Consider the following 25,269-nt stretch of genomic DNA (forward strand, 5'->3'; position numbering starts at 1 on the left):
GGTCCTAAGGAGGCACTCCATGCGCCGAGCCAGACACCTCACGCGGGCCGCCCTGCCGGCCGCGGTGGTGCTCGCGGCAGCCGCCTGCGGCCAAAGCGGCACCGGCGCGCCGCGCGGCTCGGTGTTCAGCGCGTCCTGGGGCGATCCGCAGAACCCGCTGGAGCCCGCGAACACCAACGAGGTGCAGGGCGGCAAGGTGCTCGACCTGATCTTCCGGGGCCTGAAGCGCTACGACCCGAAGACCGGCCACGCCATGGACATGCTGGCCCAGAAGATCGACACCACGGACTCGCGGAACTTCCGGATCACGCTCAGGGGCGGCTGGACCTTCTCCAACGGCGAGAAGGTGACCGCCAGGTCCTTCGTCGACGCCTGGAACTACGGCGCGAGCCTGAGGAACAACCAGAAGAACGCCTACTTCTTCGGCTATATCGACGGCTACGACAAGGTCCACCCGGACCGCGGCGCCCAGAGCGCCGACACCCTCTCCGGACTGAAGGTCGTCGACGACCGCACCTTCACGGTCCGGCTCAACCAGCAGTTCTCCAGCTTCCCGGACACCCTCGGCTACGCGGCCTTTGTCCCGCTGCCCAGGGCCTTCTTCACCGACCACGCGGCCTGGCTGGCCAAACCCGTGGGCAACGGCCCCTACCGGATCGAGTCCTACACCAGGGGCTTCCAGCTGGCCCTGAAGAAGTGGGACGCCTACCCCGGCGCCGACAAGGCCCGCAACGACGGGGTGAACCTCACGGTCTACACGGACAACAACACCGCCTACACCGACCTGTTGGCCGGCAACCTCGACCTCGTCGACGACGTACCGGCCGCGCAGCTCAAGAACGTCAGAAGCGATCTCGAAGGCCGCTACATCAACAGCCCCGCCGGCATCATCCAGACCCTCGCCTTCCCGTACTACGACAAGAACTGGAGCAGGCCCGGCGCGGAGAAGGTCCGCACCGGCCTGTCCATGGCGATCAACCGCAAGCAGATCACCGAGACGATCTTCCGGAACACCCGCACCCCGGCCACCGACTGGACCTCGCCCGTGCTCGGCGCCGAGGGCGGCCATCAGGCCGGCCTGTGCGGCAGGGCCTGTGACCACGACCCCGCCCAGGCCAGAAAACTGGTCCAGGAGGGCGGCGGCATCCCCGGCGGCCAGGTCACGATCACCTACAACGCGGACACCGGTTCGCACCGCGAGTGGGTGGACGCCGTCTGCAACTCCATCAACAACGCGCTCGGCAACGACAGGGTCTGCGTCGGCAGCCCGGTCGGCACCTTCGCCGACTTCCGCGACCGGATCGGCCGGCACCGGATGACGGGCCCGTTCCGGTCCGGCTGGCAGATGGACTACCCGCTCATCCAGAACTTCCTTCAGCCGCTCTACTACACGGGCGCCTCCTCCAACGACGGCAAGTGGTCCGACAAGGACTTCGACCGGCTCGTCGACCGGGCCAACGCCGAGACCGACACCCGCAGATCGATCGCCACCTTCCAGCAGGCCGAGCGGGTCGTCCGGGACAACATGGCCGCCATCCCGCTCTGGTACCAGAACGGCAGCGCGGGCTACTCGCAGCGGCTGTCCGATGTGGCGCTCAACCCCTTCAGCGTCCCCGTCTACAACGAGATCAAGGTCGGCTGAGCCGTCATGGGGCGCTATGTCGTACGGCGGCTGCTCCAGATGATCCCGGTGTTCGTCGGGGCCACGCTGCTGATCTTCCTGATGGTGAACGTGATGGGCGACCCCGTCGCCGGCCTGTGCGGCGAGCGGCAGTGCGACCCGGCGACGGCCGCCCAGCTGAAACGGGACCTCGGCCTCGACCGGCCGGTGTGGCAGCAGTACCTGACCTACATGGGGAAGGTCTTCACCGGGGACTTCGGCACCGCGTTCAACGGCCGGCCGGTCACCGAGCTGATGTCGACGGCGTTCCCCGTCACCGTCCGGCTGACGATCGTCGCGATCCTCTTCGAGATCGTCGTCGGCGTCGCGCTGGGCGTGCTGACCGGACTGCGCCGCGGACGGCCCGTCGACACGGGCGTGCTGCTGGCCACCCTGGTCGTCATCTCCGTACCGACCTTCGTCACCGGTCTGCTGCTCCAACTGCTGCTCGGCGTCGAGTGGGGCTGGGTCAGACCGTCGGTCCCGCCGGAGGCCGCCTTCGGCCAGCTGATCGTGCCGGGCCTCGTCCTGGCCTCCGTCTCGCTCGCCTACGTCACCCGGCTGACCCGCACTTCCCTCGTGGAGAACCGGCGCGCCGACTATGTGCGCACGGCCGTCGCCAAGGGACTGCCGTGGCGCCGGGTGATCACCCGGCACCTGCTGCGCAACTCCCTGATCCCGGTGGTCACCTTCATCGGCGCCGACATCGGCGCCCTGATGGGCGGCGCGATCGTCACCGAGCGGATCTTCAACATCCATGGCGTCGGCTACCAGCTCTACCAGGGGATCGTGCGGCAGAACACCCAGACCGTGGTCGGCTTCGTCACCGTCCTCGTGCTGGTCTTCCTGATCGCCAATCTGCTGGTCGACCTGCTGTACGCCGTACTCGACCCGAGGATCCGCTATGCCTGAGCGGCACGAGCCCGACGGTGCGGTCTCCGCCGCCGGCATGGGCGGCGCGATGGACCTCGCGACCAGCGAGGCGGCCACCCTGGAGCGGGCGCCCGGCGGGCCCGAGGGCACCGGCCCCCGGGGCAGGCCGCGCAGCCTGTGGTCCGACGCCTGGCACGACCTGTGCCGCGACCCGGTCTTCGTCGGCTCCGGCCTGGTGATCCTCTTCCTTGTGCTGATCTCCCTGTGGCCCTCGCTGATCGCCTCCGGCAACCCCCTCGCCTGCGACCTCTCCAAGGCCCAGGAGGGATCCATGCCCGGCCACCCCTTCGGCTACGACGGCCAGGGCTGCGACGTCTACACACGGACCGTGTACGGCGCACGGGCGTCCGTCACGGTCGGGGTCTGCGCCACGCTGGGCGTGACCGTCCTCGGCTCGGTCCTCGGCGGCCTGGCCGGCTTCTTCGGCGGGATGTGGGACGCGGTGCTGTCCCGCCTCACCGACATGTTCTTCGCGATCCCGGTCGTGCTCGGCGGTCTGGTACTGCTCTCCGTGGTGACCAGCAACACGGTCTGGCCGGTCGTCGGGTTCATGGTGCTGCTGGGCTGGCCGCAGATCTCCCGCATCGCACGCGGATCGGTGATCACCGCCCGGCAGAACGACTATGTGCAGGCCGCCCGGGCGCTCGGTGCCTCCCCGGCCCGCATCCTGCTGCGGCACATCGCACCCAACGCGGTCGCGCCGGTGATCGTGGTGGCGACCATCGCGCTCGGCACCTACATCGCGCTGGAGGCGACCCTGTCGTACCTCGGCGTCGGACTGAAACCGCCCAGCGTGTCCTGGGGGATCGACATCTCCGCCGCCTCCCCGTACATCCGCAACGCCCCGCACGCCCTGCTGTGGCCCTCCGGCGCCCTGGCGATCACCGTTCTGGCGTTCATCATGCTCGGCGACGCGGTGCGCGACGCCCTCGACCCGAGGCTGAGGTGAGCCGGGTGCTGCTCGAAGTGCGTGATCTGCGCGTGGAGTTCAGGACGCGGGACGGCGTCGCCCGGGCCGTCGACGGTGTCACCTGCGAGGTGGCCGCGGGGGAGACGCTGGCCGTGCTCGGCGAGTCGGGCTCCGGCAAGTCGGTGACGGCGCAGGCGGTGATGGGCATCCTGGACACACCACCCGGCCGGATCACCGGCGGAGAGATCCTCTTCCAGGGCCGCGACCTGCTGCAACTGAAGGAGGACGGGCGGCGCAGGATCCGCGGCGCCGAACTGGCCATGATCTTCCAGGACGCGCTGTCCGCCCTCAACCCGGTGCTCAGCGTGGGCGACCAGCTCGGCGAGATGTTCGTCGTGCACCGCGGCATGTCGAAGAGGGACGCCCGGACCAGGGCGGTCGAGCTGATGGACCGGGTGCGCATCCCGGGCGCGGCGCAGCGCGTGCGCGACTATCCGCACCAGTTCTCCGGCGGTATGCGCCAGCGCATCATGATCGCCATGGCGCTGGCCCTGGAACCGGCCCTGGTGATCGCCGACGAGCCCACCACCGCGCTCGATGTCACGATCCAGGCCCAGGTCATGGACCTGCTCGCGGAGTTGCAGCGCGAGTACACCATGGGACTCGTCCTGATCACCCACGACCTGGGCGTGGTCGCGGACGTCGCCGACCGGATCGCCGTGATGTACGCGGGCCGGATCGTCGAGTCGGCTCCGGTGCACGACCTCTACAAGGCCCCCGCCCACCCCTACACCCGGGGACTGCTGGAGTCCATCCCGCGCCTGGACCGCAAGGGCCGGGAGCTGTACGCGATCAAGGGCCTGCCGCCGAACCTCATGCACATCCCGCCCGGCTGCGCCTTCCATCCCCGCTGTCCGATGGCGCGCAACGTGTGCCGGACGGACGAACCCCCGCTGTACACCGTGGACGAGAACCGCAAAAGCGCCTGTCACTTCTGGCGGGAGTGCCTGGATGGCTGAGCCGATCCTGGCGGTCAGCGGGCTGGTCAAGCACTATCCGCTCACCCGCGGCATCCTCTTCAGGAAGCAGATCGGCGCGGTGAAGGCGGTCGACGGTGTCGACTTCACCCTTGCCAGGGGCGAAACCCTCGGCCTGGTCGGCGAGTCGGGCTGCGGCAAGTCGACGGTCGCGCGGCTGCTGTGCAGCCTCGAACGGCCGACGGCCGGTTCGATCCGGTTCAAGGACCAGGAGATCACCCGGCTCTCCGGCCGCGCCCTGAAGGCCGTACGGCGCAACATCCAGATGGTCTTCCAGGACCCGTACACCTCCCTCAACCCGCGGATGACGGTGGGCGACATCATCGGGGAGCCGTTCGAGATCCACCCGGAGGCAGCCCCCAAGGGCGACCGGCGCGGACGGGTCCGGGAGCTGCTGGACGTCGTCGGCCTCGACCCGGAGTACGCGGGCCGCTATCCGCACCAGTTCTCCGGGGGCCAACGCCAGCGCATCGGCATCGCGCGCGGACTGGCGCTGCGCCCCGAGATCATCGTCGCCGACGAGCCGGTGTCGGCGCTGGATGTGTCGGTGCAGGCACAGGTGATCAACCTGATGGAGCGGCTTCAGTCGGAGTTCGACCTCAGTTATGTCTTCATCGCGCACGACCTGTCGATCGTGCGGCACATCGCGGACCGGGTCGGTGTGATGTACCTCGGGCGGATCGTGGAGAGCGGCACCGACACGGAGATCTACGAACACCCGACGCACCCCTACACCCAGGCGCTGCTGTCCGCGGTGCCCGTGCCCGACCCGGGGGCCCGTGCGCGCCGTGAGCGGATCATCCTGACGGGCGATGTGCCCTCGCCGACGGACATCCCCTCCGGCTGCCGGTTCCGCACCCGCTGCTGGAAGGCGCAGGAGCGGTGCGCGCGGGAGGTGCCGGCCCTCGCGGTCCCGGAGGAGTTCCGGCACACCCCGGGTCCCGCGGCCCATGACTCGGCCTGTCACTTCGCAAAGGAGAAGCAGGTGGTGCCGGCGGAGGAGGAGCACGGCAACGGGCCGGGGTGACATGGCGCACCCCGGCCCTTCACGGCACCCGCACGGCCGTACGCCGCTCAGCGTCCCGCGCCCGTATATCGGTACCGCTTCCGTGAAGTTGCCTGTGTGTTACGGCGGTTCACAGATGTGTGCCGCGCTGCGCCAGGGAGCGCTTGAGGAAGTCCACCTGAAGCAGCAGCAGATTCTCGGCGACCTGCTCCTGCGGGGTCATATGGGTGACGCCGGACAGCGGCAGCACCTCGTGCGGGCGGCCCGCGGCCAGCAACGCGGAGGACAGCCGCAGCGCGTGCGCGACCACCACGTTGTCGTCGGCGAGCCCGTGCACGATCATCAGCGGGCGGTGCGGTTCGGCCGGTGCCGACAGGCCGTCGTCGGTGACGAGGGAACTACGGGCGTAGGCCTGCGCGTCCCGCTCCGGGTCGCCGAGGTAGCGCTCGGTGTAGTGGGTGTCGTACAGCCGCCAGTCGGTGACCGGGGCGCCCGCGATGCCCGCGTGGAAGACGTCCGGGCGGCGCAGCACGGCGAGGGCGGCCAGCCAGCCGCCGTAGGACCAGCCGCGGATCGCCACCCGGCTCAGATCGAGCGGGTGCGTCTTGGCGAGGTCCTGGAGCGCCTCGATCTGGTCGTCCAGGGTGACCGTGAGGTCGCCGTGCACCGCCTTCTCCCAGGCCGGTGAGCGGCCGGGGGTGCCGCGGCCGTCGGTGACGACCACCGCGAAACCCTGGTCGGCGAACCACTGCGAGGTCAGGTGTGCGTTGTGCGCGGCGACCACGCGCGGTCCGTGCGGCCCGCCATAGGGGTCGAGGAGCACGGGCAGGAGTGTGTCGGAGGGGTAGTCCCGCGGCATAAGCACGGCGCACGGAATTCGGCGTGCGCCCCCCTGGGTGAGGGTCACGCGCGGGGACAAACCGGGGTCTTCTGCGTGCGACAGGACAGTCGCGGGCGGTTTTCCGTCACGCAGCACCTGGCACCGGGCGCCCGGCCGGTCGAGCGCGGCCGAGATCAGCACCGTCACCCCGCCGGCGCGCACCGCCGTGTGCACCCCGGGCTCCCGTGACACCCGCTCCACGCCCAGCTCGTTCACCCGGTAGACATGCACCTCCCCGATTTCGGCCGACTCCCCGATGTCGGCCTCCTCGCCGGCCGAGGCCGAGACCAGCACGTCGTCGGCGCCCACGTCGAGCACCGCACGGATGTGCAACAGGGCTCCGGTCAGCGGACGTTCACCCACCGCGAGCACCCGAGCGCCCCCTTCGTCGGCGATCCGGACGAGCTGTCCGGACGGGCTCCAGCAGGGCACCCCGGGGAAAAGTTCAAGCCAAATTGGATCTTCATCCGCGTGTACCATCCGGGTCGCCCCCGACTCCGGTTCTACGGCCAGGAACAGCTGGCTGCGCTGGTCACGCGGCTGCACGAGGAGCAGCGGCGCACCCGCCTCTGACCAGTGCACACGAGCCAGATAGGGATAGCGCGCCCGGTCCCAGAGCACCTCCGTGCGCGACCCGTCCAGACCGATCACGAACAGCCGTACGTCCGCGTTCGCGGTGCCCGCGGCGGGATAGGCGACGTGGTGTGGCTCACGCTCCGGCCGGGCGGGGTCCGCGATCCACCACCGCTGCACCGGCGTGTCGTCCACCCGCGCCACGAGCAGCCGGTCTGCCTGCGGCGCCCACCAAAAGCCCCGCGCCCGCCCCATCTCCTCGGCCGCCACGAACTCGGCCAGCCCGTAGGTGACCCCGTCCGACTCCGGTTCCGCCAGGGCCCGGTCATGCTCGCCCGCGGCGTCCACCACCCGCAGCGCGCCCCGCGCCACATAGGCGACATGCCGTCCGTCAGGGGCGGGACGGGGGTCGATCACCGGCCCCGGCACCGGGAGTTCCCGCGCCGTGCCGGCCCGCAGCTCCGCCGTGAAAAGCCGCCCTGACAAGGCGAAAGAGGCCAACTCCACGGCCGTGTCGGTGGCGTAGCCGACGATGCCGGCACCGCCCTCACGGCTGCGCTCGCGGCGGGCCCGCTCCTCGGGCGACAGATGCTCCACGGCGCCGCCCAGCAGGGCGCGCGGATCGGCCGCAAGGCGCTCCCGGCCGTCTTCCGTGTCGAGCACCCACAGGGAGTTGGCCCGGTCCGTACCGGATTCGGAACGCAGGAACGCGACACGCGATCCGTCGGGCGCCACGCTGAACGCGCGCGGCGCGCCGAGGGTGAACCGCTGGGTGCGGGCGTGCCGTCGGGGGAAGGAGTCAGGCTCGGTCGTCATGCCTTGACCATATTGGCCATGCGCCCCCTTGTGCGGCCGTGCGCCGACCGATGCGCGAGCACGGATAGTTATGATCACTACCGCTGAGTGGGTATGAACCTGCTGGCGTCTGCATGGATTTGCTGTTCCGAGCTACAACCGATCCACACCCCCCCATAGTCCGAACCCCCCGCGTCCCTGGGATCCTTGGAGGTGAGCCGCCGTGGCACTTTCGATTTCGGCGGTGGTGCTGCTGGCGATCGTCGTCTTCCTGCTGATCAAGAAGTCAGGGCTGAAGGGCGGCCATGCGGTCGTCTGCGTCCTGCTCGGCTTCTATCTCGCCTCCTCCACCATCGCGCCCACGATCAGCGAGCTGACCACGAACGTGGCCAGCATGATCGGCGGCATCAAGTTCTGATGCGCGCCTCGGTGCGGACCGCCGGACGCTGACGCGACCGGCGGTCGGCTGTCCTCTGCCCTGTCCGGCCGCGTCGTGGCCCCGGGCTCCGCAAGCGTGGCGGATCCAGGGCGGGCGAACGGCTGCGGCGGGGGCGCGTGGAGGGACACCACGCCGCTGATCGGCCTCGGGCGCCGCCGAAGGCTTCGCCCACCTTCGGGCGTCTCTGCCCCTACCGGCTTCTTCTGGCCAGAGTTCATCACTCGTACGGGCAAGCGCGTCCAGGGGACGACCCAGGTCGACCGCCTCAACTCTCTCATGCGGGCCGGTGTGCCCGTCGGCTGGCTGATCTCTTCGACCGGGCCGTGGGCGGCGAACGGGCCGTGGCCACATTCGTTCCGCCGACGCTCCCGTCCGAGGCGGCTTCCGCCGCCCCCGACCGCAACCACCTCGGCCCATGCGGATGTCCGCCTTGGCCGCAAGGAGCGCGCATCTGTTGAAGGCCCGGCTCCGAGCGTGACGACGCCATCGCTCAGACAGAGTGTCTGTTCGGCTTCGGGATCCCTGTATGGGGCGTCAGCTGGTCTTGCTGCGGCCCCCATGCCCGGCAACACGCCGACGTACGTGTTCGCCTGTCACCGGAACCCGGGCCCCCGTGCTCCGGTGGCAGGGGCGCTCTCTTTCCCAAGGACCACGACGGAGGAAAAGGACCCTTCCAAGCCCCACCCCTCCTGCCCGCCGCTCAATCTCACTCACGCGAGTGAACATCGCGAACCCGACTGGATTCGGGGCCCCTTGCCTGCCCTACGCTCGGCCCAACACAACCGCAAACATGCGACGGCCCCCGCCGGGACGGCAATCCCAGTGCGAGGGCCTGACCACCGAGGAAGGCAACAACTTCCCAGATGGATACGCAGAACCCTAGCGCGCCCTCGCGCGCCCAGGCCCCTGGTGCCGGGAACAACCACCCGAAGCGGCACACCGGCTCTTCGTCCGGCGGCGGCCTCATCCACGACAACACCCGCCACACCGAGCGTTTCGCGGTGATCGGCAACCACCTCACCCAGCACCCGGAGCTGTCCCTCCTCGCGATCGGACTCGGCTGTCACCTCCAGTCGTTGCCCAAGGGCGCTCGCGTCGACATCAAGTCCCTCACCGCCCGTTTCCCGGAGGGCGCGATCCGGATCGCCGCCGCGCTGCGCGAGTTGGAGGCCCACGGCTACCTGCGCCGCGAGCGTGCACGCGTGCCCGGCGGCCGTATCGTCACCCGGACCATCTCCTGCAACCAGCCGAGGGCGGAACACCGGGAGCCCCGATCCCCTGTGTGCCCGCCGCCACGGCAACCGGCGGCGGCACCGGAACCGAAGGCACCCCGCAAGCCCCTGCCCGCCGTACCGCGGCCCTCGCACCCCCACCCCAAGCTCATGCAGGCGGCCACCGATCTTCTCGCCGCCCTCCATCGCGACGACCCCCGCCTGCTCCTCTCCGCCCGCGACACGGCCCAGCTCGCTCCCGGTGTGGCCGCCTGGCTGGAGCGTGACGTCAGCACCGTCGCCGTACGGCACGCGCTCACCGCGGACCTGCCACCTGAGGGGCTGCTTCGCCGTCCGGCGGCCCTGCTGGCCCATCGCCTCGCCGCCCAGCTGCCACCCCCGCCGCCGTTCCGGGCCTCGGCCGCACCGCCGGCCGTCCGGGCTCCGCTCCAGAACTGCGACGGCTGCGACCGTGCCTTCCGCTCCCCGGAACCAGGACGCTGCCATGCCTGCCGCCCTTCCGTCGCCACCGCCGCGTGAAACCGCTCTGCCCGGTTCCTCGGCCCCGGGCCGGCGCACGATGATCCGGCCATCGCGCAAGAGGCCCTTCGCGAGCTGAGTGCGGTCCTCGAAGAGGCGCTGAAGGCAGTGCGGGACGGGCACGGCTCGGCTTGACCGGCCTCGGTACGGCTAAGGGCGACGGTCGGGCAGGGAGGTGGCCCGGCGCCGTCGGTGGGGCTGCGTAGGGTGGGGTGCATGACGGAACAGCCATCCCGCCGGCTGCTGCTGGTGCACGCGCACCCGGACGACGAGTCGATCAACAACGGCGCGACCATGGCCCGGTACGCCGCCCAGGGAGCACAGGTGACACTGGTCACCTGCACCCTGGGGGAGCGGGGCGAGGTCATTCCGCCGCGGCTGCGGCAGCTGACCGGACCCGCGCTCGGCGCGCATCGGCTGACCGAGTTGCGGGCCGCCCTCGGCGAACTGGGCGTCACGGATCTCCGGCTGCTCGGCGGCGCCGGCCGCTACGGCGACTCCGGGATGATGGGCCTGCCCGAGAACGACGACCCCGACTGCTTCTGGCAGGCCGACCTCGACGAGGCCGCCGGTCGGCTCGCCGGCATCGTCCGCGAGCTGCGGCCCCAGGTCCTCGTCACCTACGACGACAACGGCGGATACGGGCACCCGGACCACATCCAGGCCCACCGCGTCGCCCTGCGCGCCGTCGAACTGGCCGCCGACACCGGCTGGAGCGTCCCCAAGGTCTACGTCAACCGCATCCCGCGCTCCGTCGCCGAGACCGCCTTCGCCCGGCTCCGGGACGCACTGCCCGGACTCCCCTTCGCCCGGGGCGGCTCCGTCGACGACCTGCCGGGCGTGGTGGACGACGACCGGATCACCACCGCGGTCGACGGCACCGCGCACGCCGCGGCCAAGGCCGCCGCGATGCGCGCCCACGCCACCCAGATCGAGGTCGCCGAACCCTGGTTCGCGCTGTCCAACGAACTGGCGCAGCCGCTGTTCACCACCGAGTACTACGAGTTGGTGCGGGGCCCGCGGCCGGATGCGCGCGAGAGCGACCTGTTCGCCGGGCTCACCCCCGAGGAGGCGTCATGAGCGGGGCGGGCCGGGAACGACACGGACCGATGCTCGCCCAGCCGCTGCACCGGCCCTCCGCCGGGCGTATCGCGGCCTGCGCCGGGCTGCTCCTGCTCGGCGCCGTGGTCGCGCTGGCCGGGGCGCTGGTGCAGAGCTGCTGGTTCCCGGGCGGGCTGCTGCTCGCGCTGGTGGGCGCGGCCGGGCTGTTCCTCGGCGGGGCCCGCGCCACCGGCTCCCGCGCCGGGGCGGTCGCGCCCGCCGTCGGGTGGATCATCGCCGTGATGCTGCTCACCGCCAGCCGCCCGGAAGGTGACTTCCTGTTCGGCGCCGGAATCGGCTCGTATCTCTATCTGCTCGGCGGGATGGCCGTTGCTGTGATCTGCGCCACCCTTGGGCCGGGGCGGCAACCGAACGGGGGCGCCGTCCGACTTGGCAAGTGACGTACCACTTCGCCGTGCGACGCACGTGCGAGTCCGGTGTGGGTTTCCCCAGTGGTCATGGGATACGCGCCCTAAGCGGACAGTATGGTGGTGCGCGCCGCCGAGCCTCCCCCAAGCACTCGACTGCGCTCGTGCCGGGGGGACCCCCACACTGAGGTCGTCATGGGCGGTGGAGCCAACCGGGAGAACCTGCCTTGAGTCGTGAAACTGACACTCCGTCCTCCGGGCCCAGCGGGCGCGGCGGAGCCGCATACCCGTCGGGGACGCCGCCGTACGGGACCCCCATGGCAGCCGACGGCGACGCGGGCGCGGGCCGTTCGGCCGCGCAGCCGGAGGAGCGTAAGACCGAGACCACGCTGACGACCCGGATCCGGATCAACATCCCCGGATCGCGGCCCATCCCGCCGGTCGTCATGCGCACGCCCGTCGCGGACGCGGAGAGTCCCGAGGAGGGCGCCGACGCGCGGCCGGCTCCCGCCCAGCCGCCCACCGGCCAAGGCCAGGCCCCGGCGGAACCCGCAGCCCCGGCCGCCGAGAAGGAGAAGACGAGCGACTGGTTCGCCCCCCGCAAGTCCGGCCCGGCCAAGGGCGGTCCGGGCGGCGTCGACGCCAACGGGGCCCCGGCGCCCGGCGCTTCGGCGGCCGGCGGCGCCGCGGTCCCGGGCGCGCCCGGGGCGGCACGGCCCGGTGGCGGCCGGCCCAGCGGGATCGTCGGCGCGATGAGCGTGTCCGGCGGGGCCAGGCCCGGCGGTGGCGGCACCAACGGTGGTGGGCTGCCCGGCGCCACCGGCGGACCCGTCGCCCCCGGACACGGCGGCGGCACCGGCTCCTTCGACGTGACCGAGGCGCTCGCCGCGGGCCCCCTGGGCGGTGGCCGGCGGCCCGGCCCGGACGGCGCGGGCGACTCGCGCCGCGACGACCTGCCGTACTTCTCGGAGAACGGGCACGACGGCGACGGGCCCGGTGCGGGCGGCCAGGACGGCACCCAGGGCCACGGCGGCACCCAGGGCCACGGCGGCACCCATGGCCATGGCGGCACCCATGGCCATGGCGGTCAGGGCGGACCCGGCGGCCCCGGGGGCCTCCCCGGCCGCGGCGGACCCGCGGGACCGACCAGCGGACCGGTCACCGGGGACGCGCCGATGCTGCCGGCCACCGCCGCGGGCCCGGCCGTCCGCGGTGACCACGCCCTGGCCGCGGGCGAGCCCTTCGACGGCCCGAACCCCGGCAGCCACCCCGGCCCCGGCGGACCCGGTACGCACCATGGACCCGGCGGCGGGCTGAGCGACGACACCGCGATCCTCACCCCGCAGAAGCAGGTCCCGGAACCGGCCGAGCCCGGTTACGGCGTCCCGCCCGACAACGTCTCCGGACACACCGTCACCAGCGGCATGCCGGTCGTCCCGCCCGGCCCCGAGGTCGCGTTCACGCCGGGCCCGCACGCCGAGGGACCGGTGCCGCGCACCGCCCCGAAGCTGCCCGAACCGGTCGCGCAGAACGTGCCGAAGGCCAAGCCGAAGAAGAAGGGCCGCAGCAAACTGGTGCTGCTCGGCGGTGTCGTCGTCTTCCTCGGCGCCGGCGTCTACGGCGCCGGGCTGCTGATGAACCACTCCGACGTCCCCAAGGGCACCACCGTGCTCGGCGTCGACATCGGCGGCGGCACCCGCGACGACGCCGTCAAGAAGCTCGACGACGCGTTCGGCAGCCGGGTCGGCAAGCCGCTGAAGCTGTCGGTGGGCGGCAAGACCGTCTCGCTGGCACCCGACAGGGCGGGCCTCCAGTTCGACTTCCAGACCACGGTGAGCACGGCCGCGCGCAGCGACTACAACCCGGTGTCCGTGGTCGGCTCCCTGTTCGGCCAGAAGCGCGAGGTCCAACCGGACATGCCGGTCGACGAGGAGAAGCTCCAGGCAGCCCTGAAGGAGGCCGGCGGCGACTCCGGATCCGTCACCGAGGGCACGATCAAGTTCGAGTCCGGCAAGGCCGTCGCCGTCTACGGCAAGGCGGGCAAGGGCGTCGATGCCGGCCGGTCCGTGCAGGCCGTCGAACAGGCCTACCGCACCCTGGTGGAGACCGGCACGGCGTCCCCCGTGACCGTGCCCACCACGACCCAGCAGCCGACGATCTCCAACGCCGAGGTCGACCGGATGATGAAGGCGTTCGCCGAACCCGCGATGTCCGACATCGTCCAGGTGCAGACCGACCCGGCGCACAGCATCCCGTTCGGCCCGCTGTCCCTGCCGAAGATCCTCGGCGTCAAGGCCATCGACGGCAAGCTCGTCGAGACGTACGACCTTGAGGCGCTCAAGAAGGCGTACGGCAGCACGTACGACGGTGTACAGATCGTGACCGCGACCGGGAAGCGTGCCGTCCAGCCGCAGGACGTCGTCGCCGCGCTGCGCAAGGCCCTGCGCGGCAAGACGCCGGCCGAGCGCATCGGAGTCATCGACACCAACCCGAACTGACGCCGGTCCGCCCGGACGGGCAGCGGGCCGAGGCGTCCGTAGCACCCGCCGCCGGGCACCAGCCGCGACGTCCGCGCTCCCACGCGCGCGTGCAGATCGTTCCTGGGACGTGCTTCCACGCGCGTGTGCCGGTCTTTTCTGGGGCGTGCTTCCACGCGCGTGTGCCGGTCTTTTCTGGGGCGTGCTTCCACGCGCGTGTGCAGGCCCGTCATGGGGAGTGCTCCCACACGCGCGTACAGGTCGTTCCTGGGATGGGCACGCGCGCGTAGGCCGGTCCTGGGGCGTGATCGCAGGCGCGTGTGCACAAGCCCGCCGGGGTCGGTCCCGGGTGGGCCTTGCGCGGGCCGGGCACCGTCGCGGACGCGTGCGGGGAGGGGCGCCGGGTCGCCCGACGGCCCGGTCCGGCAACGTCACCGGCCCGCCAGACGGTCCGGCCCGGCACCGCCACCGGAGGGCCCGACGGCGGGGCCCGCGCCGCCACCGGGGGGACGGGCGGGCAGTGGGCCGGGGCGCTCGGAGCGCACCCCCTGACATGACATCCGTCATCCGGCACTCGGGACGGCCGACACTGCCGTGCCCCGGCCTCGCGCCGTCACCATGAACGCCATGACAACGACAGCGGCACCGGCCACCACCCCCGCGGCCGGATTCGACCAGGTGAGCAAGGCGTACGGGAACGTGCGGGCCGTGGACGGGCTCTCGCTCACCCTCCGCCCGGGCGAGACCGTGGCCCTGCTCGGACCCAACGGGGCCGGCAAGTCGACCACCCTCGACCTGCTGCTCGGCCTCAAGCACCCCGACAGCGGCACCGTCCGCGTCTTCGGCACCGGCCCGCGCGAGGCGATCGTGGCCGGCCGGATGGGCGCCATGCTGCAGTCCGGCGGACTGATGGACGAGGTGACCGTCGCCGAACTGGTCACCCTCGGCTGCGCCCTGCACCCGCGGCCGTACCCGGTCGCCGACGTACTGGCCCGCGCCGGGATCACCCAGATCGCCGGGCGCAAGGTCAACAAGCTCTCCGGCGGCCAGGCGCAGCGCGTCCGCTTCGCCCTCGCCACCGCAGGCGACAGCGACCTGATCGTTCTCGACGAGCCCACCACCGGCATGGACGTCTCCGCCCGCCAGGCGTTCTGGGCCACCATGCGGGAGCAGGCCGACCAGGGCCGTACCGTGCTGTTCGCCACCCACTACCTGGAAGAGGCCGACGCGATCGCCGACCGCGTGCTCGTGCTGCACCGCGGCAGGCTGCTCGCCGACGGCACCGCCGCCGAGATCAAGGCCAAGGCGGGCGCCCGCCGGATCTCCTTCGACCTCACGGGCGACATCGACCGGGCCGCCCTGCGCGCCCTGCCCTTCCTGACCACGCTCGACATCAGCGGCCGTACCGTCCGTATCCGGTCCACCGACGCCGACGCCACCGTGCACGCCCTGTACGGGCTCGGCCTCTACCCCCGCAATCTCGAAGTCGCCGGGCTCGGACTGGAGCAGGCGTTCGTCGCCCTCACGGAGGCCGAGGAGGCCAAGCAGTCGTGAACAGCCTGATCAAGCTGGAACTCACCCGTGCCCTGCGCAACCGCAAGTTCCTGTTCTTCTCGGTGATCTATCCCTCGGCCCTGTTCCTGCTCATCGCGGGCAGCGCCGACTCCACCGGCACGGTCGACGGCACCCGCCTGACCCTGCCGACGTACATGATGGTCTCCATGGCCTCCTTCGGCGCCCTGACCGCCGTCCTGATGGGCAACAGCGAGCGCATCGCCAAGGAACGCGAGAGCGGCTGGGTGCGGCAGCTGCGGCTGACCAGCCTGCCGGGGCGCGGCTACGTCCTCGCCAAGACCGCGAGCGCGGCCGTCGTCAGCCTCCCGTCGATCGTCATCGTCTTCGTGGTCGCCGCGGCCGTGAAGGACGTACGCCTGGACGCCTGGCAGTGGCTCGCCCTCACCGGCGCGATCTGGGCCGGGAGCCTGGTCTTCGCCGCGCTCGGAGTCGCCCTCGGCTACCTGGCCGCCGGGGACGCCGTCCGCCCGATCACGATGATCATCTACTTCGGCCTGTCGATCCTGGGCGGCCTGTGGATGCCGTCCACGACCTTCCCGCGATGGCTCCAGGACATCGCCGAATGGCTGCCCACGCACGCGTACGCTGCCCTGGGGCGCGCGATCGAGCAGAGCCAGGCGCCGCACGCCCAGGACATCGCCGTCCTCGCGGTCTTCTTCGTGCTGTTCACGGGCGGTGCCGCCTGGCTGTACCGGAAGGACACGCTGAAGGCGTGAGCACGATGACAGGGGATGCGAGGGCCGACGGAAGCGGAACGCAAGCGCGGGTCCCGATCGGACGGCCCCTGCGTGGCCGCCGTGAGCTGCCGGTCAAGGTGCTGTGGATCGGGGTGTGGCTGATCTTCCTCAAGTCGCCGGTCGAGAACCTGCTGCGCGGCCGCCACAGCGCCGGCGGCACCGTGGCCGGGGCGATCGGCCTGGTCGCCTTCGTCGGCGTCTACCTGACGCTGCTCTTCCGCAACGTGGGCCGGCCCCGCCCCGCGCGGGTCGCCGGCCTGCTGCTCGCGGTGCTCGGCGTCCTCGCCCCCGTGCTGGCCCTCACCCTGGGCGGCCCCTGGCTCGGCCTGTTCGTCTACCTCTCCGTGGCCTGCGGGGCGACGCTGCCGCCGCGCGTGGCGTACGGGGCCATCCCGGCGTCCGCCGCCGTGATGTACCTCGTCGGTACGCACATCGGCGACGAGGCGACGGCCCGCGATCTGCTCCTGCTCCAACTGCTCATCGGGTTCGCGATGAGCGGCGTGGGCCAGCTGGTCCGCACCACGATCGAGCTGCGCAAGGCCCGAGCCACCGTCGCCCAGCTCGCCGCCAACGAGGAGCGGCTGCGGCTCGCCCGCGACCTGCACGACCTGCTCGGCCACTCCCTCTCGCTGATCACGCTGAAGAGCGAACTCGCGGGCCGGATGCTGCCCGCCCACCCCGACAGGGCGGCCCAGCAGGTCGCCGACATCGAGCGGGTCAGCCGCCAGGCCCTGGTCGACGTCCGGGAGGCGGTCACCGGCTACCGGCGCCCCCGGCTCGCCGCCGAGCTGGCCGGCGCCCAGGTCGCCCTGACCGCCGCCGGGGTCACCGCCCAGATGCCGGCCGAACCGGATCTCGCCGGGGTGCCCGAGGACGCCGAGTCCGCGCTGGCCTGGTCGCTGCGCGAGGCGGTCACCAACGTCGTACGGCACAGCGGCGCCCAGCGGTGCGCGGTGCGGGTGCTGCGCCGGCAGACCCTGGACGGCCCGGTCCTGGAACTCTGCGTCGAGGACAACGGCGCGGGCGGCTCCGGTATGGGTCCCGGCAACGGCCTGACCGGTCTGACCGAACGACTGGAGAAGGCCGGCGGCACCCTGGAGGCGGGCCGCGTCAAGCACGGCTTCCGCCTGGTCGCCCGCGTGCCCTTGGCGGGCGGCGCGGCATAGGATCCCCGGCATGAGCAGCACGATCAAGGTCCTCCTCGCCGAGGACCAGTCGATGGTCCGCGAGGCGCTGGCCGCACTGCTCGGCCTGGAGGACGACATCGAGGTCGTCGCCCAGGTCGCGCGCGGGGACGAGGTGCTGGACGCGGCGCGCGAGCACGGCGTGGACGTCGCCCTGCTCGACATCGAGATGCCCGGCTGCACCGGCATCGAGGCCGCGGCCCAGGTACGCCGGGAGCTGCCCGGGGTGAAGCTGGTCGTCCTCACCACCTTCGGCCGCCCCGGCTATCTGCGCGGCGCGATGGAAGCGGGCGCCGACGCGTTCCTGGTCAAGGACGCGCCCGCCGCGCAGCTCGCCGAGGCGGTACGCAAGGTGCTGGCCGGGGAGCGGGTCATCGACCCCACGCTCGCCGCCGCGGCCCTCGCCGAAGGTGCCAACCCGCTCACCGACCGCGAACGCGAGATCCTGCGCGCCGCCGCCGACGGCTCCACCAACGCGGAACTGGCCAAGGCCCTGCACCTCTCCCAGGGCACGGTCCGCAACTACCTCTCCACAGCCATCCAAAAACTGACGGCCCGCAACAGAACAGAAGCAGCCCACATAGCCCAAAAAAAGGGCTGGCTATAACCACCCCGCCAGAACCACCGCGAACGCCGACGAGCGTGGCCCCGATAAGGGCACGGGGAACGGAGCAACAAACCACAACGCACCCACACCCGACGACGGACGGGCGCGACCTCGATAGGGGCGCGGGGAACGGCGCGAAGAACCACAACGGGCCTGCACCCGACGACGGACGGCTGCGACCTCGATAGGGGCGCGGGGAACGGCGCGAAGAACCACAACGGACCCGCACCCGACGACGGACGGACGCGGCCTCGATAGGGGCGCGGGGAACGGCGCAACCGGCCACAACCCACCCGCACAAGCCCGCCGCCCAAACCCCAACCCCGCCTAGTTCAACAGCGCCCGCGCCGCATTCGCCTGACGCCGTACCCGCCGCGCCCCCGACTCATCCGCCGCGGCCAGCACCTCCGCATACGCATCCAGCTCCGCCGCCCCGGCGACGAACTCCCCCCGCTGAACAAGCAGTTGCGCCCGCTCATAGCGCAGCCGCGCCGGATGCGACGGCAGCAGCAGGGACAGCTCCACGGCCCACAGCGCCACATCCGACCGCTCCGGCCGCGCCGCCGCCCACGCCCGGATGTTGTTCAGGATCCGCACGACGACATCGAGAGGCGCCGCGGGCACCAGCATGGACGGCTCCAGCGGAGCCCCCGTCGCCCCGGCGACCAGCAACTCCGCGTCCGTCCCGGTGAGCACCCGGCCACCGTCGAACGGGTCGGCCAGCACCTGTTCGCCGGCCGCGCCGAACCCCACCACGAAGTGCCCGGGCAACGCCACCCCGTACACATGCGCCCCAGCCCGCCGGGCCACCTCCATCCAGATCACCGACAGCAGGATCGGCAGCCCGTGCCGCCGCCGCAGCACCGCGTGCAGAAGCGACGCCTCCAGCCGCCGGTACTCGGCCCGGGAGCCGCGGAACTCGTACCGCACCCCGAGCAGCTGGTGCAGCGCCGCGGCCCAGGCCGGCGGCCCGCCCGGACCGTACGGCAGCTGCCCGGCGAGCCGGTCGAGTTCCAGCTGCGCGGCATCCATGCCCGCCTCGTCCAGCGCCCCGTCGGCCACCGCGCCGAGCAGCAGACACAGCAGCGACAGGTCGGGCCGCTCGCAGCGCGCCTCCGCGGCGAACCGGCGTCGCACCTCGGCGGAGCGCTCCGGGGACGGGGGATAGGGGGGACGCCCGGCAGGCCCGTGCCCGGTCACGACGGTCCGCGCCGCAGGTCGGCGTCGCCGGTGTCATCCGGCTCCCGGTAGTGGTGGTAGGCGTGGTGCGCGGCGAAGCCGAGACCGGTGTACAGCGCCCGCGCCCCCGCGTTGTCCGCCTCGACCTGGAGCCAGGCGGCCGAGGCGCCCTCGTCGAGGGCCCGCCGGGCCAGCGCGGCCATCACGGCCGTGGCCAGCCCCCGCCGGCGCTGCTCCGGATCCACCTCGACGGCGGCGAACCCGGCCCACCGCCCGTCCACGACGCACCGGCCGATCGCGGCAGGGGCGCCCCCGCCCGCACCGGGCACGGTCGCGAACCACACCGAAGGCCCGCTGCCCAGCACCCGCAGGGCCACCTCGCTCACCCCCTTGCGCTGGTATCTGCTCAGCCATGTCGCATCCGCGGTCCTGGACAGCACGACCTCGTCGCCCTCGGCCCGGTCCGCGACCGGTGCGAGCGCCCCGATCCACAGCTCGGAGGTCACCTCGCGCCGCCAGCCGCGCCGTTCCAGCTCCGCGCACAGCAGCTCCTGTGTGCCCGCGGCGCCGGTCGCGGTCTGTACGTACGCGGGCAGCCCGCGCTCGCCGTACCAGCGTCGTACGGCCCGCAGTGCCGCGTCGAGCGGAAGCCCCGGGTCGCCGAGCGGCAGCACGCTGTTGGCCCGCCTGGTGAATCCCACCCGTCGCCCGGCCACCGCCCCCCGAGGATGCGCTGCGCGCGGCGTGCCCTGGGCCGCAGCGCGCAGTTCCCACCCGCCGAGCCGTTCGCTCTCGATCGGCTGCCAGGCCCGCGCGGACACCCGCGCGAGTTCCTCGTAGGTGGCGGCGGGACCCCGGCGACGCGCCGGGGCTGCGGGCACCGTCTTGCCCGCGACCAGCGCGGACTCCGGAATCCGGACGCTCTGCCCGTCCTTCCGTGTGATCAGCAGCACACCGTCGTCCCAGGATGTGAGAACACCCACCGTGTCGGTGAACTTCGCCGTGGGACTTCCGGGATCGCAAAGGCGCCGCACGGAGACCCGTTTACCCACGTCAGCAGCAGTGATACGGACCTCAAGTCGTCCAGCGGCAGAGATTTCCACAGGTCGGTTCACCCCTCCTGTTCGGATCATGCCCAAGAACGGAGATACTAGGTGCGGGCATCGACGACGCCGCGCTCCCGCGCGCCAGGCGGCGGAGCCTGAGGAGGCCCGCCAGCGCCCTATCGAGGAGGAACGACAGCGTGACCTACGTCATCGCGCAGCCTTGTGTCGACGTCAAGGACAAGGCGTGCATCGAGGAGTGCCCGGTCGACTGCATCTACGAGGGCCAGCGGTCCTTGTACATCCACCCGGACGAATGCGTCGACTGTGGTGCCTGTGAGCCGGTCTGCCCGGTCGAGGCGATCTTCTACGAGGACGACACTCCGGAGGAGTGGAAGGACTACTACAAGGCGAACGTCGAGTTCTTCGACGAACTCGGCTCCCCCGGCGGCGCCAGCAAGCTGGGCCTGATCGAGCGCGACCACCCCTTCATCGCGGCGCTGCCGCCGCAGGCCGAGTAACCCGCACGACGGCCCGCCACCCCGGTTCCCGGCAACCGGGGCCCCGGCGCCGCCTCGGTCCCGCACGGTCCGGTCGCCCCGATCGCCGCCGCGCGGGACCGAGGCGTTTGCCGTACCGACGAAAGTGAGCCACCCCACCGTGTCCGCAGTCTCCGACCGCCTTCCCGACTTCCCCTGGGACAAGCTGGAGCCGTACAAGAAGACGGCCGCCGCGCACCCCGACGGCATCGTCGACCTGTCCGTCGGCACCCCGGTCGACCCGGTCCCCGAGCTGATCCAGAAGGCGTTGATCGCCGCGGCCGACTCGCCGGGCTACCCGACCGTCTGGGGCACCCCCGAACTCCGTGACGCGATCACCGGCTGGGTGGCACGTCGGCTCGGTGCCCGCGACGTCACCCACCGTCATGTCCTGCCTGTCGTCGGCTCCAAGGAACTGGTCGCCTGGCTCCCCACCCAGCTGGGCCTCGGCCCCGGCGACAAGGTGGCCCTCCCGCGCCTCGCCTACCCCACGTACGAGGTGGGTGCCCGCCTGGCCCGGGCCGACCACGTGGTCTACGACGACCCGACGGACCTGGACCCCGCGAACCTGAGGCTGCTGTGGCTGAACTCCCCGTCGAACCCGACGGGCCGGGTGCTGGCCAAGGAGGAGCTGACCCGCATCGTGGCCTGGGCCCGCGCGCACGGCGTGCTGGTCTTCTCCGACGAGTGCTACCTCGAACTGGGCTGGGAGGCCGACCCGGTCTCGGTGCTCCACCCGGACGTCAACGGCGGCTCGTTCGACGGGATCGTCGCCGTCCACTCCCTCTCCAAGCGCTCCAATCTGGCCGGCTACCGGGCCGCCTTCCTGGCCGGTGACCCGGCCGTCCTCGGCCCCCTGCTGGAGATCCGCAAGCACGGCGGCATGATGACCTCCGCGCCGACACAGGCGGCGGTGGTGGCGGCCCTGGGCGACGACACGCACGTCCGCGAGCAGCGCGAACGCTACGCCGCCCGCCGCACGGTCCTGCGCGAGGCACTGCTCGCCCACGGCTTCCGCATCGAGCACAGCGAGGCGAGCCTGTATCTGTGGGCCACCCGCGACGAGTCCTGCTGGGACACGGTCGCCCATCTCGCCGACCGGGGCATCCTGGTCGCACCGGGCGACTTCTACGGCGCGGCGGGCGAGACGTTCGTACGCGTCGCGCTGACGGCCACGGACGAGAGAATCACGACGGCCGTACGCCGACTGTCCGACTGACAGGGCCGCCGGACGGACACACGGACGGACGTGGCTGCCGGACGGACGCGTGCACAGACACGGCTGCCGGACGGACACGTGCACAGACACGGCTGCGGCTGTCGGACGGACGCGGCTGCCGGACCGGCACGGCTGTCGGGCCGACAGGGCTGCCGGACGGACACGGGCTGTCGGCCCGCCGCGGGCTGTCCCACTGACCGCCGGTGGCCGCGTGCCGTCGGACACGGCGACGGGGCCCAGGAGGCGTCCTGGACCCCGGCACCGCTCGGTCGGTGGCCTCGGCCACCGCCGGCCTCAGCCGCCCAGCGGCAGCCCCTGCACCGGCAGCTGGGAGGCCGGCAGCTGGGACGTCGGCAGCCCGCCCTTGGCGAGGCCGTCCGTCGGCAGCCCGCCCCGCGTGGCCGACCGGGCCGTCTCGCCGACGACGCCCCTGGCGGTGCCGGCCGCGTCGCCCGCCGCCTTCTTCACGGTCTTGCCACCGGTCTTGCCCGCGGCCGGCACCGCCTTCTCGACGGCCTTGCCGCCCGTGTCGCCGGCGACCCCGGTGACGTGCCGGGCCGCGCCGTCGACGGTGTTGCCGACGCTCGCCCCGTCCAGGGCGGTCAACCCGCCGAGGTTCGGGGTGGCCGGGAGGCTCGGCGCAGCGCTGGCGGAGCCGGCCACACCGACCCCGGCTGCCGCTCCCGCTGCGACGAGCAGCGCGGTACGGGCGATCCGGCGGGTCAGGGGGAGGGACATGATGCTCCATTCGACGGGAGAACTGTGAAGTATCCGACCGCACCCGGCAGTTGACCGAACGCTGCTGGTCGTCCGGGCGCGGACGCAGTGACTACCGCTCGAAGCCCGCGAAGGTTGCGGCGCCCGCAGGTAAAGAATTGATGACGCATCGCATTATCGGGTGTGGATAAAAACGGGCAAAGGGCGCTCCTTCGGGGCGCCCGCAGAACCCTTGCATCCCCGCGTTCCCAAGGGTTTTCCCGATCGCGGGGGTGACCGCGCGACCACCGGCGCGCCGTCCACTTCGAGCCGCGTCGGCTAACCCCTGAGAGTGAGCCGCTGTACTACTGCCCGGTCACGATCCGCACGGAACCCGCGGCCCGCTCCGCGCCCGCGGCGCCCTGCGTGGCGACCGGACGCCACTGGCTGTCCGTGCTTCCGGCGGACCACTCGCGCCCGGCGTACGACACCCGCTGGATGTGCAGGGCCGAGGAGTTGGCCACCGCCCAGTGCGCGAGCTGCCAGCCCCGCTCCACCTCGGTACGGCCCGCCGCGTCGGTCCTGGCGCCCTCCGGCACCGGCACGGTCACCGTCCTGCCCTTCGCGCTGGCGGTCACCGTCGGCGCCGGCGACGGCCGCTTGGAGCCGCCCACCTCCGCGCCGGCCTCCTCCAGGGTGTCCCGCGGGCCGAAGTCCCGTACCAGCGCCGCACGTACCGCGTCGGCGCCCGTGGCCAGGGCCGTCGCCCCCACGCCGGCCGCGGGGCGCCCCTGGCAGGTCAGCGTGGCCGCCGACTGTCCGGTCAGGGCCGCGGCCAGCAGCGTGGCGTCCGGCTCGTGCTTGGCGTACGCCTCCGGGTAGCCGCTGCGCTGCACGCGCTGTGCGGCCACGGTGAGCGGGAGCCGTTCGTAGTCGCGCACCTTGACCAGGTGGTCGTAGAAAATGCCCGCCGCGTAGGCCGGGTCCAGGATCTGTTTGTCGGTGCCCCAGCCCTGCGACGGACGCTGCTGGAACAGCCCGAGCGAGTCCCGGTCGCCGTGCCGCAGGTTGCGCAGCCCGGACTCCTGGAGCGCGGTCGCCAGCGCGATGGCCACGGCCCGCTCGGACACACCGCGCCCCGTGCCGACGGCGGTGATCGTCGCCGCGTTCACCGCCTGCTCGGGCGTGAACCGGTACGACGTACGGTCGTTGCCGGTCGCGACCACCTTGCAGGCCGGAGTCCGCGTACCACCGGTGACGTACTGCACGACGAGATAGCCCGCGAGCGCGCACAGGACGACGAGGGCCGCGCCGAAGCGGAAGAGGCGGCCGCGACGCTTGGGAGAAGGAGGGGTCGGCTCTGGCACGCGTACAAGGTACTGGAGGTCACCGAGGCCCGGGTGCCGGATGCGGCGTGCCGGTGCGCGCCATCCCGCGCGTGGCGGCGCGTTAGGGTCGAGAGCATGGCCGACACCTCGCTTGACCTCACGCTGGACGCCGCCGCGCTCACCGCGCAACTCGTCGACTTCCCCTCGGAGAGCGGCACGGAGAAGCCGCTCGCGGACGCGATCGAGGCCGCCCTGCGCGCCCTGCCGCACCTGACGGTGGACCGGTACGGCAACAACGTGGTCGCCCGGACGGATCTGGGCCGCCCGGAGCGGGTGATCCTGGCCGGCCACATCGACACGGTCCCGATCGCCGGCAACGTGCCCTCCCGGCTCGACGCCGACGGCGTCCTGTGGGGCTGCGGCACCTGCGACATGAAGTCGGGCGTCGCCGTGCAGTTGCGCATCGCGGCCACCGTCCCGGCCCCCAACCGCGACCTGACGTTCGTCTTCTACGACAACGAGGAGGTCCAGGCCGACCTCAACGGCCTCAAGCATGTGGCCGAGGCCCACCCGGAGTGGCTGCGGGGCGACTTCGCGGTGCTGCTGGAGCCCTCCGACGGCGAGGTCGAGGGCGGCTGCCAGGGCACCCTGCGCGTGCTGCTCAGGACGGCGGGCGAGCGGGCCCACTCGGCGCGCGCCTGGATGGGCGCCAACGCGATCCACGCGGCGGCCCCGATCCTGGCCCGGCTCGCGTCCTACGAGCCGCGCCGCCCGGTGATCGACGGTCTGGAGTATCGCGAGGGCCTGAACGCGGTGGGCATCGGCGGCGGCGTGGCGGGCAACGTCATCCCCGACGAGTGCGTCGTCACCGTGAACTTCCGCTACGCGCCCGACCGCACGGAACAGGAGGCGCTCGCGCACGTCCGGGAGGTCTTCGCGGACTGCGGCGTGGCGGAGTTCGTGGTCGACGACCACAGCGGGGGCGCGCTTCCGGGGCTGTCCCACCCCGCGGCGGCGGCCTTCATCGAGGCGGTGGGCGGCGAGCCGCGGCCCAAGTACGGCTGGACGGACGTGTCGCGGTTCTCGGCGCTGGGCATCCCCGCGGTCAACTACGGCCCCGGAAACCCACACTTGGCTCATAAGAGGGATGAACGGGTGGAAACCAGGAAGATTCTGGCGGGGGAGGCCCGTCTGCGGGCGTGGCTGACGGCATGACCGCGGCATGACCGACG

The 25,269-nt window shown here is 72.3% G+C and carries 21 protein-coding genes and 1 pseudogene; 17 read left to right on the plus strand and 5 right to left on the minus strand.

Going from position 1 to position 25,269, the window contains the following annotated elements:
* Nucleotides 1-19: 19 nt before the first annotated feature.
* Genes ABT245_RS06100 through ABT245_RS06120 form a run of 5 tightly spaced genes read left to right on the plus strand, consistent with a single transcriptional unit; the run spans nt 20 to nt 5,567 of the window.
* On the plus strand, nt 20-1,642 hold the full coding sequence (locus ABT245_RS06100; RefSeq protein WP_351729209.1) for a peptide ABC transporter substrate-binding protein: 1,623 nt from the start codon (nt 20-22) through the stop codon (nt 1,640-1,642).
* A gap of 6 nt (nt 1,643-1,648) precedes the next feature.
* Nucleotides 1,649-2,572 carry an ABC transporter permease gene (locus ABT245_RS06105; protein WP_351729211.1) on the plus strand — a complete coding sequence of 308 codons (924 nt, stop codon included), beginning with the start codon at nt 1,649-1,651 and terminating at the stop codon, nt 2,570-2,572.
* Complete coding sequence (locus tag ABT245_RS06110) at nt 2,565-3,542, plus strand: ABC transporter permease (RefSeq protein ID WP_351729213.1); 978 nt, start codon at nt 2,565-2,567, stop codon at nt 3,540-3,542. The genes ABT245_RS06105 and ABT245_RS06110 overlap by 8 nt, the downstream gene beginning before the upstream one ends.
* A 5-nt stretch (nt 3,543-3,547) precedes the next feature.
* Nucleotides 3,548-4,522, plus strand: coding sequence for an ABC transporter ATP-binding protein (locus ABT245_RS06115; RefSeq protein WP_351729216.1), 975 nt, complete (start codon nt 3,548-3,550; stop codon nt 4,520-4,522).
* Nucleotides 4,515-5,567 carry an ABC transporter ATP-binding protein gene (locus ABT245_RS06120; protein WP_351729218.1) on the plus strand — a complete coding sequence of 351 codons (1,053 nt, stop codon included), beginning with the start codon at nt 4,515-4,517 and terminating at the stop codon, nt 5,565-5,567. Before ABT245_RS06115 ends, ABT245_RS06120 begins: the two co-directional genes overlap by 8 nt.
* 109 nt (nt 5,568-5,676) lie before the next feature.
* Here ABT245_RS06120 and ABT245_RS06125 read toward each other — a convergent pair whose 3' ends face one another.
* Nucleotides 5,677-7,815 carry a S9 family peptidase gene (locus ABT245_RS06125; RefSeq protein WP_351729220.1) on the minus strand — a complete coding sequence of 713 codons (2,139 nt, stop codon included), beginning with the start codon at nt 7,813-7,815 and terminating at the stop codon, nt 5,677-5,679.
* A gap of 202 nt (nt 7,816-8,017) precedes the next feature.
* On the opposite strand from ABT245_RS06125, the gene ABT245_RS06130 reads away from it, so the two are divergent.
* From ABT245_RS06130 to ABT245_RS06170, 9 genes and pseudogenes are all read left to right on the plus strand, one after another.
* Nucleotides 8,018-8,212 carry a hypothetical protein gene (locus tag ABT245_RS06130; protein WP_351729223.1) on the plus strand — a complete coding sequence of 65 codons (195 nt, stop codon included), beginning with the start codon at nt 8,018-8,020 and terminating at the stop codon, nt 8,210-8,212.
* Between the two features lie 884 nt (nt 8,213-9,096).
* Nucleotides 9,097-9,984 carry a helix-turn-helix domain-containing protein gene (locus tag ABT245_RS06135; protein ID WP_351729226.1) on the plus strand — a complete coding sequence of 296 codons (888 nt, stop codon included), beginning with the start codon at nt 9,097-9,099 and terminating at the stop codon, nt 9,982-9,984.
* 216 nt (nt 9,985-10,200) lie between these two features.
* Nucleotides 10,201-11,064 (plus strand): N-acetyl-1-D-myo-inositol-2-amino-2-deoxy-alpha-D-glucopyranoside deacetylase, encoded by an 864-nt coding sequence (gene mshB / locus ABT245_RS06140; RefSeq protein ID WP_351729228.1) that lies wholly within the window; start codon nt 10,201-10,203, stop codon nt 11,062-11,064.
* Entirely contained in the window at nt 11,061-11,486 is a 426-nt protein-coding gene (locus ABT245_RS06145; protein WP_351729231.1) for a DUF6113 family protein, read from the plus strand. The genes mshB and ABT245_RS06145 overlap by 4 nt, the downstream gene beginning before the upstream one ends.
* A gap of 194 nt (nt 11,487-11,680) precedes the next feature.
* Entirely contained in the window at nt 11,681-13,951 is a 2,271-nt protein-coding gene (locus ABT245_RS06150; RefSeq protein ID WP_351729234.1) for a hypothetical protein, read from the plus strand.
* Nucleotides 13,952-14,635: 684 nt separating this feature from the next.
* Nucleotides 14,636-15,484: pseudogene (locus ABT245_RS06155) on the plus strand (ABC transporter ATP-binding protein); the annotation flags it as partial.
* Nucleotides 15,481-16,221 (plus strand): ABC transporter permease, encoded by a 741-nt coding sequence (locus ABT245_RS06160; protein WP_351729240.1) that lies wholly within the window; start codon nt 15,481-15,483, stop codon nt 16,219-16,221. The pseudogene ABT245_RS06155 and the gene ABT245_RS06160, both read left to right, overlap by 4 nt.
* Nucleotides 16,222-16,226: 5 nt before the next feature.
* On the plus strand, nt 16,227-17,408 hold the full coding sequence (locus tag ABT245_RS06165; protein WP_351729592.1) for a sensor histidine kinase: 1,182 nt from the start codon (nt 16,227-16,229) through the stop codon (nt 17,406-17,408).
* A gap of 10 nt (nt 17,409-17,418) precedes the next feature.
* Entirely contained in the window at nt 17,419-18,033 is a 615-nt protein-coding gene (locus ABT245_RS06170; protein ID WP_351729243.1) for a response regulator transcription factor, read from the plus strand.
* Between the two features lie 327 nt (nt 18,034-18,360).
* Here the strand turns inward: ABT245_RS06170 and ABT245_RS06175 are convergent, their stop codons facing one another.
* Both ABT245_RS06175 and ABT245_RS06180 read right to left on the minus strand, forming a co-directional pair.
* Nucleotides 18,361-19,233, minus strand: a complete 873-nt coding sequence (locus ABT245_RS06175; protein ID WP_351729246.1) for a transglutaminase family protein — start codon at nt 19,231-19,233, stop codon at nt 18,361-18,363.
* Complete coding sequence (locus ABT245_RS06180; RefSeq protein WP_351729248.1) at nt 19,230-20,315, minus strand: GNAT family N-acetyltransferase; 1,086 nt, start codon at nt 20,313-20,315, stop codon at nt 19,230-19,232. Before ABT245_RS06180 ends, ABT245_RS06175 begins: the two co-directional genes overlap by 4 nt.
* 140 nt (nt 20,316-20,455) lie before the next feature.
* On the opposite strand from ABT245_RS06180, the gene fdxA reads away from it, so the two are divergent.
* Together fdxA and ABT245_RS06190 are read left to right on the plus strand one after the other, a co-directional pair.
* On the plus strand, nt 20,456-20,776 hold the full coding sequence (fdxA, locus tag ABT245_RS06185) for a ferredoxin (protein ID WP_030929316.1): 321 nt from the start codon (nt 20,456-20,458) through the stop codon (nt 20,774-20,776).
* Nucleotides 20,777-20,915: 139 nt separating this feature from the next.
* A complete protein-coding gene (locus tag ABT245_RS06190; RefSeq protein WP_351729251.1) occupies nt 20,916-22,013 on the plus strand; it encodes a bifunctional succinyldiaminopimelate transaminase/glutamate-prephenate aminotransferase in 1,098 nt (365 codons plus the stop codon).
* Between the two features lie 294 nt (nt 22,014-22,307).
* Here ABT245_RS06190 and ABT245_RS06195 read toward each other — a convergent pair whose 3' ends face one another.
* Nucleotides 22,308-22,751: an ATP-binding protein gene (locus ABT245_RS06195; RefSeq protein WP_351729253.1), complete on the minus strand. Its 444-nt coding sequence runs from the start codon at nt 22,749-22,751 to the stop codon at nt 22,308-22,310.
* 323 nt (nt 22,752-23,074) lie between these two features.
* On the minus strand, nt 23,075-24,076 hold the full coding sequence (locus ABT245_RS06200) for a VldE C-terminal domain-containing protein (RefSeq protein ID WP_351729255.1): 1,002 nt from the start codon (nt 24,074-24,076) through the stop codon (nt 23,075-23,077).
* A gap of 96 nt (nt 24,077-24,172) precedes the next feature.
* Between ABT245_RS06200 and dapE the strand changes: the two genes are divergently transcribed.
* On the plus strand, nt 24,173-25,252 hold the full coding sequence (gene dapE, locus ABT245_RS06205; protein WP_351729258.1) for a succinyl-diaminopimelate desuccinylase: 1,080 nt from the start codon (nt 24,173-24,175) through the stop codon (nt 25,250-25,252).
* Nucleotides 25,253-25,269: the final 17 nt, after the last annotated feature.

The sequence above is a fragment of the Streptomyces sp. NPDC001508 genome, from assembly GCF_040298665.1.
Classification (GTDB): Bacteria; Actinomycetota; Actinomycetes; order Streptomycetales; family Streptomycetaceae; genus Streptomyces.

What these genes read in the sequence shown, in the direction of transcription:
- ABT245_RS06120 (WP_351729218.1), top strand. Translation starts at nt 4,515, where the DNA reads ATGGCTGAGCCGATCCTGGCGGTCAGCGGGCTGGTCAAGCACTATCCG.
- ABT245_RS06145 (WP_351729231.1), top strand. Translation starts at nt 11,061, where the DNA reads ATGAGCGGGGCGGGCCGGGAACGACACGGACCGATGCTCGCCCAGCCG.
- ABT245_RS06100 (WP_351729209.1), top strand. Translation starts at nt 20, where the DNA reads ATGCGCCGAGCCAGACACCTCACGCGGGCCGCCCTGCCGGCCGCGGTG.
- ABT245_RS06170 (WP_351729243.1), top strand. Translation starts at nt 17,419, where the DNA reads ATGAGCAGCACGATCAAGGTCCTCCTCGCCGAGGACCAGTCGATGGTC.
- mshB (WP_351729228.1), top strand. Translation starts at nt 10,201, where the DNA reads ATGACGGAACAGCCATCCCGCCGGCTGCTGCTGGTGCACGCGCACCCG.
- ABT245_RS06105 (WP_351729211.1), top strand. Translation starts at nt 1,649, where the DNA reads ATGGGGCGCTATGTCGTACGGCGGCTGCTCCAGATGATCCCGGTGTTC.
- ABT245_RS06135 (WP_351729226.1), top strand. Translation starts at nt 9,097, where the DNA reads ATGGATACGCAGAACCCTAGCGCGCCCTCGCGCGCCCAGGCCCCTGGT.
- ABT245_RS06165 (WP_351729592.1), top strand. Translation starts at nt 16,227, where the DNA reads ATGACAGGGGATGCGAGGGCCGACGGAAGCGGAACGCAAGCGCGGGTC.
- ABT245_RS06110 (WP_351729213.1), top strand. Translation starts at nt 2,565, where the DNA reads ATGCCTGAGCGGCACGAGCCCGACGGTGCGGTCTCCGCCGCCGGCATG.
- dapE (WP_351729258.1), top strand. Translation starts at nt 24,173, where the DNA reads ATGGCCGACACCTCGCTTGACCTCACGCTGGACGCCGCCGCGCTCACC.
- ABT245_RS06195 (WP_351729253.1), bottom strand. Translation starts at nt 22,751, where the DNA reads ATGTCCCTCCCCCTGACCCGCCGGATCGCCCGTACCGCGCTGCTCGTC.
- ABT245_RS06125 (WP_351729220.1), bottom strand. Translation starts at nt 7,815, where the DNA reads ATGACGACCGAGCCTGACTCCTTCCCCCGACGGCACGCCCGCACCCAG.